The organism is Pedobacter sp. GW460-11-11-14-TSB4 (genome assembly GCF_059423705.1).
This window is the reverse complement of record NZ_JBWKYI010000002.1, coordinates 199491-218725: the sequence shown is the minus strand read 5'-3', so window position 1 is coordinate 218725 and position 19235 is coordinate 199491. Positions and strand designations below refer to the sequence as shown.

The 19235-nt window shown below is 40.4% G+C and carries 12 protein-coding genes and 1 pseudogene; 5 read left to right on the top strand and 8 right to left on the bottom strand.

What is annotated here, in order from left to right:
• Positions 1-145: 145 nt before the first annotated feature.
• From AC07YT_RS03875 to AC07YT_RS03865, 3 genes are all read right to left on the bottom strand, one after another.
• The gene (locus AC07YT_RS03875; protein ID WP_086548349.1) at positions 146-586 is read right to left on the bottom strand and encodes a hypothetical protein; all 441 of its coding nucleotides are present in this window, start codon (positions 584-586) and stop codon (positions 146-148) included.
• 65 nt (positions 587-651) lie between these two features.
• Positions 652-3543, bottom strand: coding sequence for a DNA ligase D (gene ligD / locus AC07YT_RS03870; protein ID WP_086548348.1), 2892 nt, complete (start codon positions 3541-3543; stop codon positions 652-654).
• Positions 3544-3576: 33 nt separating this feature from the next.
• Complete coding sequence (locus tag AC07YT_RS03865) at positions 3577-3735, bottom strand: DUF3606 domain-containing protein (protein WP_086548347.1); 159 nt, start codon at positions 3733-3735, stop codon at positions 3577-3579.
• Positions 3736-4007: 272 nt separating this feature from the next.
• Here AC07YT_RS03865 and AC07YT_RS03860 point away from each other — a divergent pair, with 272 nt between their 5' ends.
• Together AC07YT_RS03860 and AC07YT_RS03855 are read left to right on the top strand one after the other, a co-directional pair.
• Entirely contained in the window at positions 4008-5093 is a 1086-nt protein-coding gene (locus AC07YT_RS03860; protein WP_494945173.1) for an SIR2 family protein, read from the top strand.
• A gap of 6 nt (positions 5094-5099) precedes the next feature.
• A complete protein-coding gene (locus tag AC07YT_RS03855; protein ID WP_086548345.1) occupies positions 5100-7871 on the top strand; it encodes a hypothetical protein in 2772 nt (923 codons plus the stop codon).
• 27 nt (positions 7872-7898) lie between these two features.
• On the opposite strand, the gene AC07YT_RS03850 is transcribed toward AC07YT_RS03855, so the two are convergent.
• The 3 genes from AC07YT_RS03850 to AC07YT_RS03840 all read right to left on the bottom strand — a co-directional run bounded on the left by AC07YT_RS03850 (position 7899) and on the right by AC07YT_RS03840 (position 11481).
• Complete coding sequence (locus AC07YT_RS03850) at positions 7899-9257, bottom strand: YopA family protein (protein WP_086548344.1); 1359 nt, start codon at positions 9255-9257, stop codon at positions 7899-7901.
• 46 nt (positions 9258-9303) lie between these two features.
• Entirely contained in the window at positions 9304-10872 is a 1569-nt protein-coding gene (locus AC07YT_RS03845) for a hypothetical protein (protein ID WP_086548343.1), read from the bottom strand.
• A 156-nt stretch (positions 10873-11028) separates the two neighbouring features.
• Positions 11029-11481 (bottom strand): hypothetical protein, encoded by a 453-nt coding sequence (locus AC07YT_RS03840; protein ID WP_086548342.1) that lies wholly within the window; start codon positions 11479-11481, stop codon positions 11029-11031.
• Positions 11482-11610: 129 nt separating this feature from the next.
• Between AC07YT_RS03840 and AC07YT_RS03835 the strand changes: the two genes are divergently transcribed.
• Entirely contained in the window at positions 11611-12207 is a 597-nt protein-coding gene (locus AC07YT_RS03835; RefSeq protein WP_086548341.1) for a UPF0758 domain-containing protein, read from the top strand.
• A 182-nt stretch (positions 12208-12389) separates the two neighbouring features.
• Entirely contained in the window at positions 12390-13874 is a 1485-nt protein-coding gene (locus AC07YT_RS03830) for a recombinase family protein (RefSeq protein ID WP_086548340.1), read from the top strand.
• Here AC07YT_RS03830 and AC07YT_RS03825 read toward each other — a convergent pair.
• Positions 13849-14901, bottom strand: a pseudogene (locus tag AC07YT_RS03825) (YifB family Mg chelatase-like AAA ATPase); the annotation flags it as partial. The gene AC07YT_RS03830 and the pseudogene AC07YT_RS03825 sit on opposite strands and share 26 nt — an antisense overlap.
• Before the next feature lie 372 nt (positions 14902-15273).
• Positions 15274-16611 (bottom strand): signal recognition particle protein, encoded by a 1338-nt coding sequence (gene ffh / locus AC07YT_RS03820; RefSeq protein WP_086548338.1) that lies wholly within the window; start codon positions 16609-16611, stop codon positions 15274-15276.
• 192 nt (positions 16612-16803) lie between these two features.
• On the opposite strand from ffh, the gene AC07YT_RS03815 reads away from it, so the two are divergent.
• On the top strand, positions 16804-19227 hold the full coding sequence (locus tag AC07YT_RS03815) for a DUF5916 domain-containing protein (RefSeq protein WP_086548337.1): 2424 nt from the start codon (positions 16804-16806) through the stop codon (positions 19225-19227).
• The last annotated feature ends 8 nt before the right edge of the window (positions 19228-19235 follow it).

Sequence of the window (19235 nt, the reverse complement as noted above, 5' to 3'; positions counted from 1 at the left end):
TTTTCACGGATTTGCTCCCAAGCATACATAAAACCGTCACTTAATTTATTATATGATCCTCAAAACTCTCCTTGTATTGAAGTGAAGATACAACCGGAGGCTGTTGGAATAGAACGCACTACACCTAGAAAGTTTCTACCAATGTCTAATTTATCCCTACAATAATAAAGTACGCATCGTTTTCTTTTTTTACCATCAGATCCAGATGTTCCTCGAATGTCACCAGGTTCAACACCTCATCCTTAAAAAAGGTTGTGAACACTTCCATATCGGTATCAGCTTTTACCAGCAGTTCAAGGGTTTCGCTGGTCTTCCATTCGTTGGAAACGATTTCAGGATAAGTACCCATCAATAGCGAAGGAAATTCTTTTCTGGAAAAAGCTTCGGAAAGATGTACCGCTATCTCCCACATATGGGGCTCAAGCTCGGAGTCATTGGTTTTCAACTGCATACCCCTTTGTTCATCCTGCCACATGCTGCCCGCAAACTTTCCGTCAAGCATAACGCTATAGCATTCGCCAGCTTCTTCAACCGTTGCCTTTATAGTTCCCTTATCTGTAGGGAGGTCAAAAACATATCTTTCCATGGTGGTAATTTTTATAATAAATGCTTGTAGGCTTTTTTGTTTTAGCGATAAAATAACCTTAAAAACTAGGTGAAGTTTTCCTGGGCAGATGAGAGCACCTTTTGCATATCTATTCCCTTTCCCAGTACTCCCGTAAATAGGTCGCCTGTTTCTTTTAATCTGTCGATAGCGTTAAAGATGGTAAAATCGCGCATCTTCAATCCCCGCTTGACTTCTTCCCAAAGCAGCGGCATAGATATGGTCGCTCCTGTTTTTGGCCGTAGCGAGTAAACGCCCGCAATGGTCGCACCGGGCCTGTTCTGCAGAAAGTCAAGGTACATCTTTCCGCCCCGTTTGGAAATGCTACGCTCCAGCGTGGTGAATTTCGGAAGTTCCCGGTGCACCTGCCGGACAATAAGGTTGGCAAATAATTGCGATTGCTCATAGGTGTATTTTGCGCCTAAAGGTATGTAAATATGGATGCCGGTTGAGCCGGAGGTTTTGGCAAAGCCTGGAACGCCTATGCTATCAAGCACATCCTTGGTTACCTGCGCGGCCTTGATCACCTGCTCAAAAGTATTTTTATCGGGATCCAGGTCAATCACGCAATAATCTGGATAATCCGGAGAAGCTGCCCTGCTGAACCATGGGTTCATTTCAATGCAGCCCAGACTTGCCATCCATAAAAGTGTTGCTCTATCACTGCCCAATAAATAGCTTTTTTCCTCGCCCTTTTCATTGGTATGCGGCATGGTGCGCGCCCAAGAAGGAGCGGTTTCCTTTACGTTCTTCTGGTAGAAGCTTTCCCCGTGGATTCCGCCAGGAAACCGGTTCAGCGACATCGGCCTGTCCAAAAGATAGGGAACCATAAACGGCGCTACTGCATCATAGTAGTTGAACATATCGCGCTTGGTGACCTTATCTTCCGGCCAATAGAGTTTATCCAGGTTGGTAAATTTCAATATATGGCCGTCAATTTTCTTTTCCTGGACCTGAGAACTTCCTTCCAGCAGGGGCTTTGCTGTTTTTAGGCTTTTGCTCTTAGCAGGTTTTGTGGCCTTGGCTGGTTTTGCCGGATTTTCTTCAGACAGCTTGTGGTCCAGTTTCACTTCCTGCACAAGTGTCTGAGTATCTGCTTCAAGCTCCAAGATAATTTCCTTTGGATCTTTATCTTTTCTTAATCCCTTAAAGGAAGCCTGGCGTACCTTGCCATCGCCGGTCAGCTCAGCAAATTCTATTTCGCAGATGAGCTTTGGTTTCAGCCAGGTTGGCCGTGCGCCAAGCCGCTGAGGCCGGAACTGGGATGGTTCATCTACATCCGGCGTGGTTTCAAAAGGACAGGTTTTGGTGGCGAGTTTATCAAATTCCGCCATCAGTTCCTTTTGGGTGGCCTGGTTAAATCCGGTGCCAACTTTTCCAATATAGTTCAGCTTCCCTTTGACATCATAAACCCCCAAGGCGAGGGCGCTAAAATATTTTTCGGTGCCTTCGTTTCGCGTGTAGCCGCCGATTACAACTTCCTGCCTTCTCTTGGCCTTTATTTTCAGCCATTCCCTAGACCTGCTGTCGGAGGAATAAAAGCTGTCTGCCCGTTTGGCTATAATACCCTCTAGCTTCAATCGTTTTGCGGCATCAAAAAAATCTATGCCCGAGGTCAGGTAGGCCTGGCTTAATTTTATGCTTTCATGGTATTTGGGTATGATGGCTTCCAGTATCTGTCTGCGCTGGCTAAGGGGCAGCGATAATAGTGAATACCCCTCGAGCCAGACAATATCGAAAAGATAGTAATGGAGTTTGGCGCGTTGGGTATTCTTCCAGTTCTGTAGGGCGCCGAAGTCTGCCGAGCCATCATTCTTCAGCGCAACTATTTCTCCATCCAATATGGCGTTGGTTTTAAGCACACTTAGCGATTCTTCTACGCTGGAAAATTGTGTAAATAGTAAATTGTTTCTGGAATAAATTTTTGTTCCATCTTTCTCTAAGTATGAAATCGCACGGTAGCCGTCCCACTTGATCTCATATAACCATCCCGGTTCATCAAAAGGTTCATCCACTAATGTTGCTTTCATAGGTTTTAGTCCAGTTGGCATTGTGGCGTTTTCTCCAGAGCGGACAATTTCCTGAATTTCGGGTGAAAGAGTATCTAGAAATCCCTTGGCTTTTTTCGACGTGGTTTTCTGCGTTTTTATGTTTTTCTTTAGTGACCTGCCAGAAAGCTCAATCCATACGGGCGCGTGGTCGCTAGCCCCTCCCCAGCCCCGAACGTGTTTATCAACATTACCAGCCTTTAGCTTTTCTGCAAGATCTGCGGTTAATAAAAAGTGGTCTAATCTAAGTCCGGCGTTTCGGTCATAGGCTTTTCGCAGGTAATCCCAATAGGTGTAAATGGCTGATGTTGGGTACAGGGTTCTAATGGCATCCGTCCATCCCTGATCCAAAAGTGATTGATAGTTGGCTTTAATCTCTGGCCTAAAAAGTGCATCGTTTTTGTATTTCTCGGGCTTATAGGTGTCAAGGTCGGTCGGCATAACATTGTAGTCGCCAATCAGCATTACGGAAAGGCCAGTTGCGATCAAGGTTTGGGCGTGATCTACCAGCCTAGAAAACCAGCGCTTTTTATATTCATATTTTGGTCCCGGATATGGATTGCCGAAGGGAAGGTAGATGCAGCCAATGACGGTTTCATAGGTAAAAATTTCCAGATACCTGCTGTGGGTATATTCATTATCTTCCCCTGGCAGGTCATTCCTGAGTTCCTTGATTTCTTTTTTGGATAGTACAGCAACTCCGTTCCATGCCTTTTGCCCATGCCATTTGGCGTGATAGCCGGCATCGTTTAGTTTTCTCACAGGAAAGGATTTGTCCTCACATTTGAGTTCCTGTAGGCATACGATATCCGGATCGGCTTCTTTCAGCCATTTTAGAAGCGTATCTATGCGCCCATTTACGCCGTTTATATTATAGGTGGCAATCTTCATGCGGCTAAAAAAAGCCCCTTTCGGAGCTTTTCTCTATTTCACTTTTTTTTCAATGTCTTTTCGTTGGTTACCGGCGCTCGATTTGGCGTCTTTAACTTTACTTGGTTTCACATCTAGCTTATTAGCTTCGTATTTGATTTCGTGGTCCTGATTGGATACCGAATTGCGTTCAACTTTTTTTCCTCTAGCCATAATGATATCTTTTTAGTTTAGTAAATAACACTTTTTACAAAAATTAGTTTCCACCACTCATACATATGATTTTTTTTTATTTAGATAACACATTTATCTCGCACCTTTAGTCGGGAGCTAACTAATGAATAATTAATTGCGTCAGGAATTTCAAGTAAATTGAAGACACGAAAACAAAGGGTTTTAGATATAGTTTGCGTGGTCGACAATTATTATTATTTTCACATTTTATATTTCAAAATCCATTCCTAAGCTCTCTATTAATGCGATATTTGACGGATCCCAAAATTGACGATCTTAAAAAAATTGTCAATCAGAAATACGGCGTAGCAGTGTTCATTGGCGCTGGCTGTTCCTCCGCGCTCAAAATCCCGCTGTGGGATGATCTACTAATCAGGCTCAACCAAGAGTTTAAATATTATCCAGATGATAAAGCGGTTTTAAGTGCCATCAAAATAGATGGTTATCCAAAAGTGGCATCGAATATCAAGAGTTTTTCAGTAGAAGATAGATATTTGGAACTAGTGCGGCAGCATACCCGACCTGTTGCATGTCATTTTACTTCGCTGCACATCGAACTTGTCAAAATGTCTAAAACCATATTAACCACTAATTATGATGAGAGTTTTGAAGAGACATTGAATGCACTTGGCCGATTTCATGCCGCATGTGATTGGCAATATACGCCTTCAACTTTGGGAAATTTTGAATATCGGGGAATGGGGACTGAAAGACATATTTATCATATACATGGATCTTCCTCAACTGGGGACGTAGTATTAACAGAGGAATCTTATTTTCGCCAGTACGAAAAAGCCCTTTCCGGGGTTCAAACACTCATTACCGCAGTCTTTTCAGCTTATACTACCGTATTTGTTGGATTTAGTTTTTCGGACAAGGATTTTATAAACTTTCTCGAAAAGGCTATCGAGGCAATTCGTGCCGAAAAAATTGGCGCCGGTGTTGCCACACAAAAACACTATTGTATTATGAGTGATAATCTGAGTAAGGATTATTTCACTATAAAAGAACTAGGACGAGATGCAACTGTAATCGAGGATTGGAATGCCAAAGGGATATTAATAAAAGATAGCGCCAAGATACCGGGAAAGACAGTTTTCACATTCCATCCAGATGCTTTGGCAATAATTGATGGGACCGACTTAGATGATTCAGCAAAAGAGCATTTGAGTTCGTTAGCCCGAAGTCTGGAAGATAATAAGGAAAAACTCGCCTTACTTTCAAGGCTGAATATCGAGCCAATCTATTTTGAAGGAAGAAACTATCTTCAAATTGAATACATTTTAAGAAAATTGAATGAACCTGTGGCGACATCTTCCGCTGCATTTACCCCATAGATAGTGATGAATATTATAGAAAAAATTAATAGGATTGATGAGCTATTTGACAGGGCAGTGCTGGAAAATGGGCCTGAAATGTTGGAGTGCTTGGATGAATCTGTAACTAGGTCCTATTTTATTAGGAAGCTAAGCGGAGCGTTTGACCCGGATTGGTTTACGTTTGCCATCAAAAACGGACTACTTTCATTTTCGGAAATACCGGAAGTTATTATGTCCGAAGATTCTGATGGCAAGCCGGTGCGAGGCTTTAAAAACTGGGAAGGTGCCTTTCCAATCGTTGAGGCGGCAAAAGCTCTGTCAAAGTTTCCAGAACTTACAGGCCTGCTGCTAAATATTATCGATGAATATATTGGCTTAGCAAATGAGGGACAAAATGACGATGCACGTAATTTTACAGTTGATTACCATATTGCGAAATCGATCCTTTTATTACCTATTGACCTTCTGATGGGCAGCCACCTAAAATTTGTATTTGATTTTGGTTTGACCCGAGATCGTTCGTTACTATCCAGAGAAATGGTCAGTTCGTTTTTCCCACGTGTCCTTCAAGCCAATAAAGGGATGGCGATGAATTTGCTTAACAGGTTCTTTACACCTGTCTTTGAGAAAAGGCAGCATCGGGCACATTCAGTCATTGATGATTATGCCCTTGAGAGCTTTTCCAAGACTGCACCAGATATGCTATATGAAAACTTGGGAGATGATGTGGTAAAATGGTCTATTGATAAGCTGAAAAGCGTAAGTGAGGAGCATAAATTTATGTTTAGCAAAGTCGAGCTTACTTCACTGGAGCCAGATCCACAAAATTCTAATGAAACAAACTTGAACTTTTCCTTGTCAAGGTTAGTGATAGAACTGCTTTCAAAGATGCAAAAGGACAAATTGGGGGAGCAATTATCAGTTTTTATCGTTCTAGACGATCATATCCTTTCTCGCATCGCATATTTTCTAATAGATCGATATTATACGGAGTTTTGCAGTCTTTTCTGGAAGCAGGCAAATCCTCTTAATAAATTCGAAGCCAAACTTGAAATCTATAGATTGATCTGGCGGCACTGCGACCATTTTTCCATTGAGGAGGTTAATACCGTTACCGGCTGGATAGACGATTTGGATGTAGATAGATCAGAGAATGAACCGGACGAACAGCATCAAAAATACCGAGCATATCGCCAGTTGGAATGGTATTTGGCTTTGGAACCAATACATTATAAATATTATGAGCAGGTAATCAAGCCATACAATCAGCTAAGAGAAATAACCGAAGGCTCGCAACCATCCCACCCTGGATATGATAGCTACTTTACGATAAGACCTGGCGGCGATTATAGCAGTTCCAATAGGATATTGGGGAAATCGGTTTTAGACGTACTTAATCTACTTGCAAATAAAGATAAATGGGACGGGTACAATATTTACGGACTGCAACAGGACCTAAGGGAATATGTGGTCACTTCCAATTCCGAAGTGGTAGTACAGCTCAATAAATTCGAATCATTGCCGATACCGTTCATCTATACTTTCGTGGATGGTTTTCGTGGGCTTGCAGAAAAAGGTGCGACCGTGGATGTTTCGCGATTTTTAGCTTTCCTAACTTTGTTAGTGGAGAATAGAGCAGATATTTGGGATCTTTCAACAGACGGACGTGACAAATCTGGATCGGTGGGAATGATTGCCTGGACGGTTCGTACTTTCATCAAAAGCAATGACTACAGTATTTCGATTGAACAGATCGAAAGCGCAGTAAACATATTAGTATTTATGGAAGCGGCCTACAGTGGTACTTTTGAATGGCTCAATAACGATCCGTTAAATGACATCATGAATTCGACGCGTGGGCATATTTATGACGCAATGATTGTTTGCTCGATGAGAAAGGTCAAGGTCCAGGGCGGTGAACCGTTTTGGGATGAGAAAGTAAAAGACGTTTTCACCAAACGCCTTTCGGAGAAATCTGAAAGTATCGAGTTTTATTGGTCACTAGGATTCAATGTGCCACAGATCAGTTATTTGGACATGGGTTGGCTGAAGAAATACGTAGATCTACTAACTGAAGTAAAAGAAGGCAAGTACAAGTTGCCTGTTTTCTATGGGTATTTGATTTTCTCTGGGCAGCTATACACAAATCTTTACGAGCTGTTTTATCCAGTTTATCACTCTGAAATCTATGAAAAGATAGAAAATGCTGTGATTGTACGCCGATTGGTTGAACACATCTGGATTGCTTTTGCAATTGGTCTCGATAATTCCGATGTATTGTTGAATGGCCTTTTAGACTCCGCCGATGTGCAAAAGCTGGGTTATCTGATTGATAGGATAAAAACTGTGGATGTTCTCCATCAGGACGAAAAAATAAGATATGTATGGGAAAGGTTACTGGCTGTTTCAGAAAACTCAGAAGATAAATACCTAAAAGAAAAAGCATTCGAAATGCTTTACTTCGCTGAGTTGCTGGGAGATTTTACGGAAGCAGATCTAGATCGTTTTAAAAGGACGATATCGCTCGAAAAGATAGATGTTAATACCTACAGGCTTTTGAAAATAGTTGAATCAAAACTTCGAAGCAGGGATTATGAAATAACAGGGAAATTAATGGATGTATTGTTGGAAAAGCTTCCTTCTGATGCCTATTTCGATGAAAGTAAAATGAATGAAATTATTGAAGAGCTTTACAAGAATGGAAAACAAGAATATGCCGATCGTCTTGCTATTGGTGCCGTTGAAAGAAGGAATTTTAGTGCGATTGAAATATACAATAAATACCATCAATCATAAAGTTCCAGACAATGAAACATTATTCGTTTAGCTAGCATCTTTTTGCCATGGCAATGGTTCGCCTAAACCGAACCAGCCACGCTTAATTCTGTTCTTGTAATTTCCTTTATATCCCAGTATGTGCAGGAGAGAAAGCTCTAGATACCAAAGGCCTAATTCTAATGCTTCAAACCTTTCCATACTACCAATATCTCTCAAGTCTCTCCGTTTTTTCTCCTGACCGTGAACAAGAGCGTTTCTTATCACGGTAAATACTTCAGCTCCATCTTCCATATCTGCCAACTTCATTAGGTTCTCTGACTCGACAGGGATTTCCCTGGGGATCGAAAGTTGTGATAGTAATAATCTTATCTTGTTCGAAGCTGCAATGTTACTAGCGTCACTGCCGAGGATTAGTTTTTTCTGTTCTATTAAAAACCAATTGTATACTAACTCTAAGCCTGTCTGCACGAAAATGATTGAGCCTTCGGTTGAACCATTGTTTGCATTTCCGTTCAAATACCAATGAATTGCATAAAGGAGAAAATCCTTTTTATCAGGATCTTTCCACATTTCAGAGAAATTCACCCAAATATCGTTGAGTCTGTTTAGACCTATAATATTTGACCAACGAGTTACTTCTTTGAACGGTTCGCAAAAGTAGCTCGAGAAGTCTTGCCAAATGATTTCATTCTCATGCTCTCCTTTCAAAAAATAAAGAGAAGTTTCTCTGCCGTTGATAAAACTTATAAAATTATGAAAAGACAAGAGGAGTTCTTCAACGTCTTTCAATGAAAACGGCCCTTTTTTACTCGTTATCTCACCACCACAGGTGAGTAGATATCCCCCGGATTTTTTGAGTTCTTCATACAATGTTTCGTATTTATCAGATTTGTCTATGACTATCTTGAAAGGACCATGTTCAAAAACCTGTCTGCCATTAAAAAAGTAAATAGACTCGGGGTGGGTCCTTTTAATTTTTTCACCGTCAGATATTAAAAGGTTCGGGATGGAGAAATGTATTCTTGAAACCTTTATTCTTGGATCGCCCAACACTGCCCTACCACAAAATCCGCTGAGATAATTCATGTCTTTGAAGCTCGTTACCCAAGCTTCGCCGAACAGTAAATCATCAATAATAATTTGGCAAGGTTTTGCCATGTTGATATGCACAGAAGGATGGGACTCCTCAAGTATTTGGCTGGTCTGAAATTTAGCCCTTTTTTCTGGAAACCAATTAAATGCTATCGTACCAAGAACGGTGATATTGATTTCTGCTTGCCTGATGGAGAATTGTCCTTCGAAAATGGGTACTGCTTGGTTTGCATTTTCCATGGCGTAGCTTGCTCCTATGTATTCTGGAAGCTGACTTATTTCTTTGTGATAATCAAATTCATTTTCTGTCATGATGAGAGGTTTAATTCATATACCAGTTATATTGAACGATGACGACCTATTTGTTTGAAATAGGTTGTATATTAAAAATTAGATGATAAATCTTTTTGGGTTTTATGCCAAATTGATGCATTGAACTATAGTATGTGAATTTTCCGTTGGGTACCAAATGTTCCGTCCAACTGTTGGAAATGAAGTTCATATTCTCTCGCATAAGAAGGTCTTTATATTGCGCAGAGATATCTTTGACCTGGTCATTGATCATCAGGATATAGCCTTCATGCTCAAAATCCGTTAGATATTTGGATACTTGAAAAGCAATTTCCTTTTTGTCATAGTTCCACCAGCCCTTGAATTCAATAACCTTTCGGGATAGCAACGGTTGATAGAAGGTCAAATCCATATACCCTTTTCCCATTTCTTCTTCGGCTACAACAGCCGCATCGGGAAATCTGGCTGAGAGGAAATTTTTAAAAGAATAGCGGACCATGGATTCTTTGTTTTTGCCGCCATTCAAAACATTGGCGATACATGGTTCATTGATGTTATTACGCTGGAAATGGCTGATCGCATCTGTCAAGCACTGACGGAATTGTTCATCATAAGTTGCCCCCCCGGCTTTTATCCTCAGTTCACTCACGAACTTTTTTTCCCCTTTCAGCCATTTTTTTAAGATCTTTAAATAACCATTCGCGTCAGCTTTATTAGATAATTTTAATTGTTCAATTTCTACTTTTCTATTTGCCGTCAATAGCTTTAGTTCTGCTGATGCTGTGTCGGTCAGGTGCCCTTTCTCAAATGAATTTGCCGCATTGAGTGTTGTAATAATAGCAAGGGTTGCGTCTTTAACAAAATCGAGCATTTCCTTTTTTGACTTCATTCCGACGGCGGTGACCCCTGAGTACATGTTGGTTTCCCCTGGCCCTTTGAGTACTGGTATTGCACTTTCAAATTGTTTTTTTGCAGCCGAAAGATAAGGTATATCAAACGGGAAAACACGAAGCCACTCCTGGTAAATTTGGATTAGAAGCCCCAAATCATATTCATTGTTGGTGGTTTGATTAATAGTTTGATTCGAAAACATTTCAGCGATTGCAGCATGTTTTTCGGCACTTAGGTCGTCAATGGACGTGAGGTTGCTTTTGACAATTGAAGTGTAATTGGAAAGTCCAACTGGTGGCCCAAAACCATGGGGCAATTGACCAAAACTTTTAATGGTTAAGTCGACATAATCTTTGATCCGTTTATTCCAGTCGACCTTATTCATGTTCTGTCTTATACAGTCTATCGTGAAAATGTAACTGTTCATTACCTTTGTCGGAATATATAGGTACTGTGACTTATCAAACCAATGGGCTTTGTATAGCTTCCGATGGTTATCACAGCAGTCTGGAAAACGATTAAAATCTTCTTTCAATGAGGTATAGAGCGATTGGTGGCCTTTACAGCAATCAGGAAAATTCTCGGGAATTTCAGCATTTTCCAACGCCGGTACTTCAAAGGCATCAATCCCAAAGTCATCAGAAGTTATCGTTGCAATTTTTCCAGCACTTACTTCCTTTGCTGCCTTGAGAGCAGCATGTGGATTAATAAAAACGATTGAGCCCAGCCCAGGAATTTTTTGCATTCATAAAATTATGAAATTTTGAGGTGTTACGTTTAAATTTTTATTGAATATCAAAAATGACGACGGACTTATAAACCAAGATGTTAGCAAATCCTGCTAAGCAATAATTTATATTTTATTTTGAGCCCAAATTATTTATCAAGTTGCAAAATGACGCTATTCCTTTGAAGAATATTGATTAAAATCCTTGGCAATCTTTGCGATCCCTGTAAGAAATAATGGTGGGATGAAGTAGATCCTGACTTTATTCTCTAGGAGTTGATGCCAGCCATATTCGTAACACATATAGATATCAATGCCTTCGTCTAGCCTGTAGATCCCAGTCATGAATTTAAATTCAAATCCCTCATCGCTGAGCTGCCAATTCTTAACGGGAGTGCCAGTTTCATTGAAAAGGCGCTTCAAAATTTGGTAATTACGCATAATAATCCTGTTAACCTGTCCAAAATGTTCAGGTTCCTTCCATTTTGAAATCTTCTTCTTCTCCCTGCCTGCGGCATTCCGGCATTGGTCGCTACAATAGAGTTTATCCTTGCGCCCTTCGAATAGTCGACTACATCCAGAATAAGCACAATTGCGGTCGGTGTCTTCATTCACAGCTAATTCCATAAAAATTAATCTTCTTGTCTTCCAGTTATTTAACCGATTTAAAAGCGCTTAAATCGGATTGGCTAATATACAACCGACTAATTGATTTTCAATATTGAGATTTGATAGGGATTTAAATATGAACAGGTTATGAGAAACAACACCATTGCATCGGAGTCTTTTTCATCGGGAAGGAAGAGCTTCTTTTTGGATTTTAAACTGGCCAGGAACAAAAGCAACTATATGCGCATTACTAATTTGGTCAGATATGAGGATGGAAGTACCAGGAAAGCCAGAATGTATATCTGGCAGGAAGATTTCGAACTATGGATTTCCGCGTTTGCATCGCTTTTTCAATCTGCAGCGCATGCAAGTGAGAAAGACGTCACCGTGTTTGACCTTTTCAACCAGAGTAAACAAATGAAAGATAGTGGAATAAAGTCATGGGAGCCTGAAAAGCGGCCGCGGGAAAAGTTTTTGGACAGTGGACCGGGAGAGATGACACTGGCTGAATTGATTGCAATGTTGATCGGCTCTGGAACTGCGGATGCCAATGCAATTGAACTAGGAGAAAAAATTCTAAACTCCGTAGATAATAATCTATCTAAACTCTCTGAACTAAGTCATACGGAACTAGCGAAATTTAAAGGTATGGGACTGGCAAAATCCAGTGCAGTACTTTCTGCTCTTGAACTTGGCAAAAGGGCATTTGGTTTTAAAAATCTATTAAATCGTAAAACTGTTTAAGAAAAATTTACGGTCGGTTTTTTGAACTCTGAGACAAATCTAATAACAATGCAAATTTTAAATGTAATAGCATTAAAATGTTCATTTTAACCGATACAGGAATGATTTTGGACGCATAATGTTTGCATAGGTATATTCACATTTGCCTGTCATCTATATTTTTAGTTTTAAAAAACATAGCTATGAACACAAAGAAAGTTGGTATCTGGATTAGGGTATCTACAGATTATCAAGTGAAGGATGAAAGTCCGGAGCATCATGAACAGCGCGCGATGTATTATTGCAAGTCCAAAGATTGGGAGGTCGTTGAGGTATATCGTTTGGACGCTATATCTGGGAAAACGGTCATGGAACATCCAGAAACCCAAAGGATGCTGAGCGATATTAGAAGTAAACGCATAACTGGTTTGGTTTTCTCAAAACTTGCACGACTCGCGCGTAATACAAAGGAGCTTCTCGAATTCGCAGAAATTTTTAGAAACGAGAAAGCTGATCTCATATCACTGGCAGAACAAATAGATACTAGCACACCAGCTGGGCGGCTTTTTTTTACAATTATTTCTGCGATGGCACAATGGGAGCGCGAAGAAATTTCAAGTAGGGTTGCCGCTTCTATTCCAGTTAGAGCAGAAATGGGTAAGCCGCTTGGTGGACAAGCTAGTTTCGGCTACCAATGGATAAATAAACAACTCGTCATAGACGAAAATGAAGCTCCTGTTAGAAAGTTGGTTTATGAGATATTTAAAGAGTGCCAACGGAAGAAAACTACTGCCGACAGATTGAATTCTCTTGGTCATCGTACCCGTAACGGTAGCCAGTTCAGCGATACGACAGTCGACCGTTTATTACGCGATACTACCGCAAAAGGTGTTCGCCTCGCTAATTACACGAAAAGCATGGGTAACGGGAAGCAATGGATTGTAAAGCCTCAAGACGAATGGGTGCAACGACCATGCCCTGCCATAATATCAGAAGAGCTTTGGCTAGAGTGCAACTCGGTTCTTGATGAGCAGAAAGTGAGACGAGTAAAAATCGGAAAACCATCAGAAAATCTTCTTGCTGGTATAGTCAAATGTCACTGTGGTGCAGCAATGTATGTTTATGCAAATACTAAAAGTTTCAGTTGCAGGAAATGTAAGAATATTATCCTAGAGATTGATATTAATGAAATATTTCAGGATCTTCTTAAACAATATCTTGAAGGAGTTACTCCACAAATGTTTATAGATGAGATAGAACAGGCAATCAAAAAAGATGAATTATTATTGGCAAATTCGGTTAAAAGCCTAAGTAGGATCCAAAAAAAGATGGATGAACTCGTTGAATTAAGAATAAGTAAAGAACTGGACAAAGAACATTTTGCGAACTTGTACAAGCCACTCGAGAAACAGTTTAATGAACTCAACCAATCAATACCAGAACTGGAGGCGAAGATCGACCTGACTAAAATTCAATTAAAGTCGAGCGACTATATACTCAACGAAGCTAAATCATTGTCTGAAAAATGGGATTTAATGGATTTGCCCCAGAAGAAAGCAATTGCAGAAACCATAACTGAATACCTAATTGTCAATGCCGGAGATATTGATTTGGCGCTCACCTATCTTCCCGGTTCTGCGCATAATTGTCCACGCAACCTCAGGGATTCATCGAGGCCACCAACATAAAGCTGGCTGGATATTCTACCGAAAACCTTGCCCTTGCAATGGCCACTTTACGGTCTTCTAAAGGTTGACGCATCACCTCTAAAACGGTACGCTTAAACTCAGGTAGTTCGTCTAAAAAAAGCACACCATTGTGGGCCAGCGATATTTCACCAGGCTGCGGGTTTATCCCGCCGCCTACCAGGGCTACATCGCTAATGGTGTGGTGTGGGGAGCGGTATGGGCGGATGGTCATTAAAGCATCCGCTGCAGAGAGCTTTCCGGCTACGGAGTGGATTTTTGTGGTTTCTAAAGCCTCATTTAAATTTAAGGGGGGTAAAATGGTGGGCAGGCGCTTGGCCAGCATGGTTTTGCCTGCCCCCGGCGGACCAATCAATATCACGTTGTGTCCACCTGCAGCAGCAATTTCTAAGGCTCTTTTTATATTTTCCTGGCCTTTAACATCGGCAAAATCGTGCTCGTAATTATTGATATTTTTTAAAAATTCTTCTTTGGTGTTTACTTTAACCTGTTCCAGTGTTTCAGTTTTATTAAAAAAAGCAATCACTTGAGCAAGGTTTTCTACACCATAGGCAACCAAATCGTTTACAATGGCTGCTTCGCGAACGTTTTGCCTGGGTAAGATAAATCCTTTAAAACTTTCCTGTTGTGCTTGTATTGCAATCGGTAAAGCTCCTTTTATGGGCTGTATACTTCCATCTAAAGAAAGTTCACCCATAATAAAATAATCTTCCAGTTCTTCGGCAGGAATTTGCCCTGAAGCGGCTAAAATGCCGATGGCAATGGGAAGGTCGTAAGATGAGCCTTCTTTTTTTATGTCGGCAGGTGCCAGATTGACCACGATTTTCTGCCTGGGCATGTGATAACCTGAAACCTTGATGGCACTAGCCACCCTTTGCAAACTTTCTTTTACGGCATTATCGGGCAAGCCGACCATATAGTATTTGGTCCCCGAGCTAATATTCACTTCGATTGTTATGGTCAGTGCATTTACCCCATAAACAGCACTCCCGTATGTTTTTACAAGCATTAATTTTTAATTAAAATAAAGCGGGATGTAAATTATTCGGGAATGAATATTGATTTGTACTAAGATAGTAATTGTTTAAATAAAAGCAATGTTTAGGTGTTATAACTTATATGCTTATAGCTTTGGTTGAAACCAAAGACAATGGTAGGTGGAGCGAATAATACTTTTGTATCACTTGCAGCAAACTTTGTTAATTAAACCTGCTTTCCTATGAAATACAACACGCTGATTTCCAAAAACCTTTAAATAAAAAAAATCCCAATCATTACTGATCAGGATTTGTATTTTTTGAGATGCTGACCCCGAAGACTCGGGACAGCATGACGTGCCTATGGGCCTTACGCCCTAAACCTTCTGCCTCAAAGCTCTCTACTATCTGCCGAATGGCATTTTAGGCATACCTTTCATCATGGCTGCAGCTGCTGCCGGGTTCGAAAACTGCTTCATCATTTTACGCATATCTTCAAACTGTTTAATCAGCTTGGTTACTTCTTCTACTTTACTGCCCGAACCTTTCGCAATACGTAAGCGGCGGCTTTGTTGAATCGCATCCGGGTTTTCTTTTTCAAATGGGGTCATCGAATTGATAATCGCTTCGATTGATTTAAATGCATCATCCTGGATATCTACATTCTTCATCATTTTACCTACACCTGGTATCATGCCCATCAGATCTTTCATGTTACCCATCTTCTTGATCTGCTGAATCTGGTTGTAGAAATCGTTGAAATCGAATTTATTTTTACGGATTTTCTTCTGAAGTTCTGCTGCCTCTTTCTCATCGAACTGCATTTGTGCACGCTCAACAAGTGAAACCACATCACCCATACCCAAAATACGCGATGCCATACGGTCTGGATAGAAAACATCAAGTGCTTCCATTTTCTCGCCGGTACCGATAAATTTAATCGGCTTGTTTACCACCGATTTAATTGAAAGCGCTGCACCACCGCGGGTATCACCATCTAATTTGGTTAAAACCACACCTGTAAAATCAAGCCTGTCGTTAAATACTTTGGCGGTATTTACTGCATCCTGACCAGTCATCGAATCCACCACGAATAAAATCTCGTGTGGCTGCGTTTTAGCTTTAACTTCCGATATTTCGTTCATTAAAGATTCGTCGATCGCTAAACGACCTGCGGTATCAATAATGATGACGTTATTTCCATTTTGTTTACCGTGTGCAATACCTTCTAAAGCAATGCCTACCGGATCGTTTGATGCACGGTTAGCGTAAACTGAAACACCAACTGAAGTTCCTAAAACCTCCAATTGATCTACAGCCGCCGGGCGGTACATATCGCCTGCAACCAATAAAGGTTTTTTACCCTTGCCTTTTAAATGCAAAGCCAGTTTACCTGCGAAAGTAGTTTTACCCGCACCGTTTAAACCTGCAATTAAAATAATGGTAGGATTTGCTTTAGTATCTAACTCTGTAACTTCGCCACCCATTAAGGCTGCAAGTTCATCGTTCATTATTTTGGTAAGCAATTGACCTGGAGAAACGGCAGTAAGCACGTTTTGCCCCAAAGCTTTTTGCCTTACATCATCGGTAAATGCTTTCGCTGTTTTATAGTTAACATCGGCATCTAATAATGCTTTGCGGATCTCTTTCATGGTTTCTGCCACGTTGATTTCCGTAATGCTGCCTTGTCCTTTTAGTACTTTAAATGCTCTGTCTAGCTTGTCCTGTAAATTATCAAACATCTTTTTTTAAGCTAAAGGCTTCATGCCGAAAGGCAAAAAGCTACTTGTTTTTAATAAAAGGCAAATGTATCAAATTTTGCTTGTAAATCTTAGCAACTCAAAGTCAAAACTTTAGGAAGATGAATATTAAATTTTTCTTTTGATGCAACATTTTGCTAAAGGCATGGTCTTATACCTAACTAACCTAAACGAATGAAACGCTGCATCCTCCTCTTTTTTATATTTATTTGTGCTTTTTCTCGAGCACAGGATATTTCAAAACAGCGCCAGTTAGCAGCAAAAAGAACCTCTCTAAGCCCCAAAATAGATGGTATTTTAGATGATGAGTGCTGGAATAATGTTCCCATAGCAACTGATTTTATTCAGATCAGACCAAATCCTGGAAAAATAGAAACTCCAGATCGGCGCACCGAAATGAAGGTGCTTTACGATGATGTGGCGATATATGTTTATGCCCGGATGTATGATCATCCTGACAGCGTTTCGCACGAACTGGTTTCGAGAGATAATATTGGCAATGCCGATTTCATTTCGATTATTGTCGACCCCTTTTATGATAAGATGAACGGAAATGGCTTTTTCGTTACCGCTGCGGGTGTTCAGTTCGATGCCAAATACTCGCAGGTTGGTGATGAAGATTCAAACTGGAATGCAGTATGGGAAAGTGCAGTTAAAATTGATGATAAAGGCTGGACTTGTGAAATGAAGATTCCTTATTCGGCACTGCGTTTTTCCAGTAAGGATATTCAGAACTGGGGTTTGAATTTTAGCCGCAGGGTGCAGCGGAAAAACCTTCAAACCTTTTGGAATTTTGTAGATCCTAAGGTAAACGGCTTTATCAATCAGGAAGGCTTGTGGATGGGTATAAAAGATGTTAAACCGCCGTTAAGATTATCCTTTTCGCCCTATATTTCGGCCTATGTAAACCATTATCCGGTTAATTTACCCGGCGTAAAAAATACAACCTCACGGTTTAACGGCGGCATGGATGTTAAATATGGAATCAACAACAGTTTTACACTCGATATGACTTTGGTGCCCGATTTTGGGCAGGTACAATCTGATAACCGGATATTAAACCTCACGCCTTTTGAAGTGAAATTTAATGAAAACCGACAGTTTTTTACCGAAGGAACAGAGCTGTTTAACAAAGGCGACCTGTTTTATTCCAAGCGGATTGGCTCCATACCTTCTTATTATAATTATAGTGAGGTGGTCAGCGGCGATAAAATTGTAAAAGATCAAACGGAGGCCAAGGTATTAAATGCGACAAAAATTTCCGGACGTACAGCTAAAGGGCTGGGCATTGGTATTTTTAATGCCATTACCAATCGCATGGAAACCGAGGTAGAAGATGCGCAGGGTAACCTTCGTATGGTCGAAACGCAACCACTTACCAATTATAATATTCTGGTTTTCGATCAGTCGTTAAAAAACAACAGTTCGGCTACTTTTATCAATACAAACGTGCTGAGGCAGGGTTCTGCTTACGATGCCAATGTAAGTGCCTTGCTTTTCAATTTAAATAATAAAGGCAATAAATATTTCGTAAACGGTGGTGGTAAAATGAGCTATTTACGGGGTGAGGAGTCGAGTACGGGTTATAGTTATACCTTACGGTTTGGGAAACAGAGTGGCAATTTTACCTGGAGCTACAATCAGGTGTATGCTGATGATAAATTTGACCCATCAGATATGGGTTTCTTTACCAATAACAACTTTTTAGATCAGCGGATAGGCATTGGTTACAACGTATACAAGCCAAGCAAATGGTATAATCAATTTGAAAGCTGGCTTAATCTGACCTATTCCCGCAGGGCAATACCGAGTGCTTATCAAAAAATCGGTACAAATGCAGGATATTGGGTCCAGTTTAAAAATCAATGGTCGGCAGAATTAGACTTAAGCTGGGATAGAAAAAGTAACGATTTTTATGAGGCACGAAACGGACAGTTGTACCGTGCACCTGAAAACTACGGCATTAGCCTGTATATAAACCCCAACCGTGCCAAGGCCTATAATTTTGGCGGAAACGTTCGCTATTTTGAGCAACAGCTTTTCGGTGGCAAACAATATAACTTTTACTTTTTCCAGAATCTGAGGTTAAATGATAAGATTGCTTTTGGACTAGACCTGAATTTCAACCCGAATTATAACTATGTAAACTGGGTAACTGCACAGGGAGATCAAGCTATTTTCTCTAAATACGACCGCAGAACGGTAGAAAACTCATTTGATGCTAAATACACTTTTACCAATTTAATGGGACTAACGGTGGTACTACGACATTATTGGAGTGATAGAAGAAATAAAGAATTTTATTTGCTTAAACCTGATGGCAACTTAACAGCATATCAAGGGGCAACATTAACCGGAATGGATAGGAACTATAATGTGTTTAATATTGATTTAATTTATACCTGGCAATTTGCACCGGGGAGTACCCTTTCTGTTTCGTACAAGGATGCAGCCGAAACTTACGATACCTTTTACACACAGCGTTACGATAAAAACCTAAGCGGGATTTTAAATGCGCCCCAAAATAACAGCCTTTCAGTAAAGGTGTTATATTATATTGATTATCTCGATTTAAAGAAAAAGCGGAAAAAGGATTAAGTTTGGTC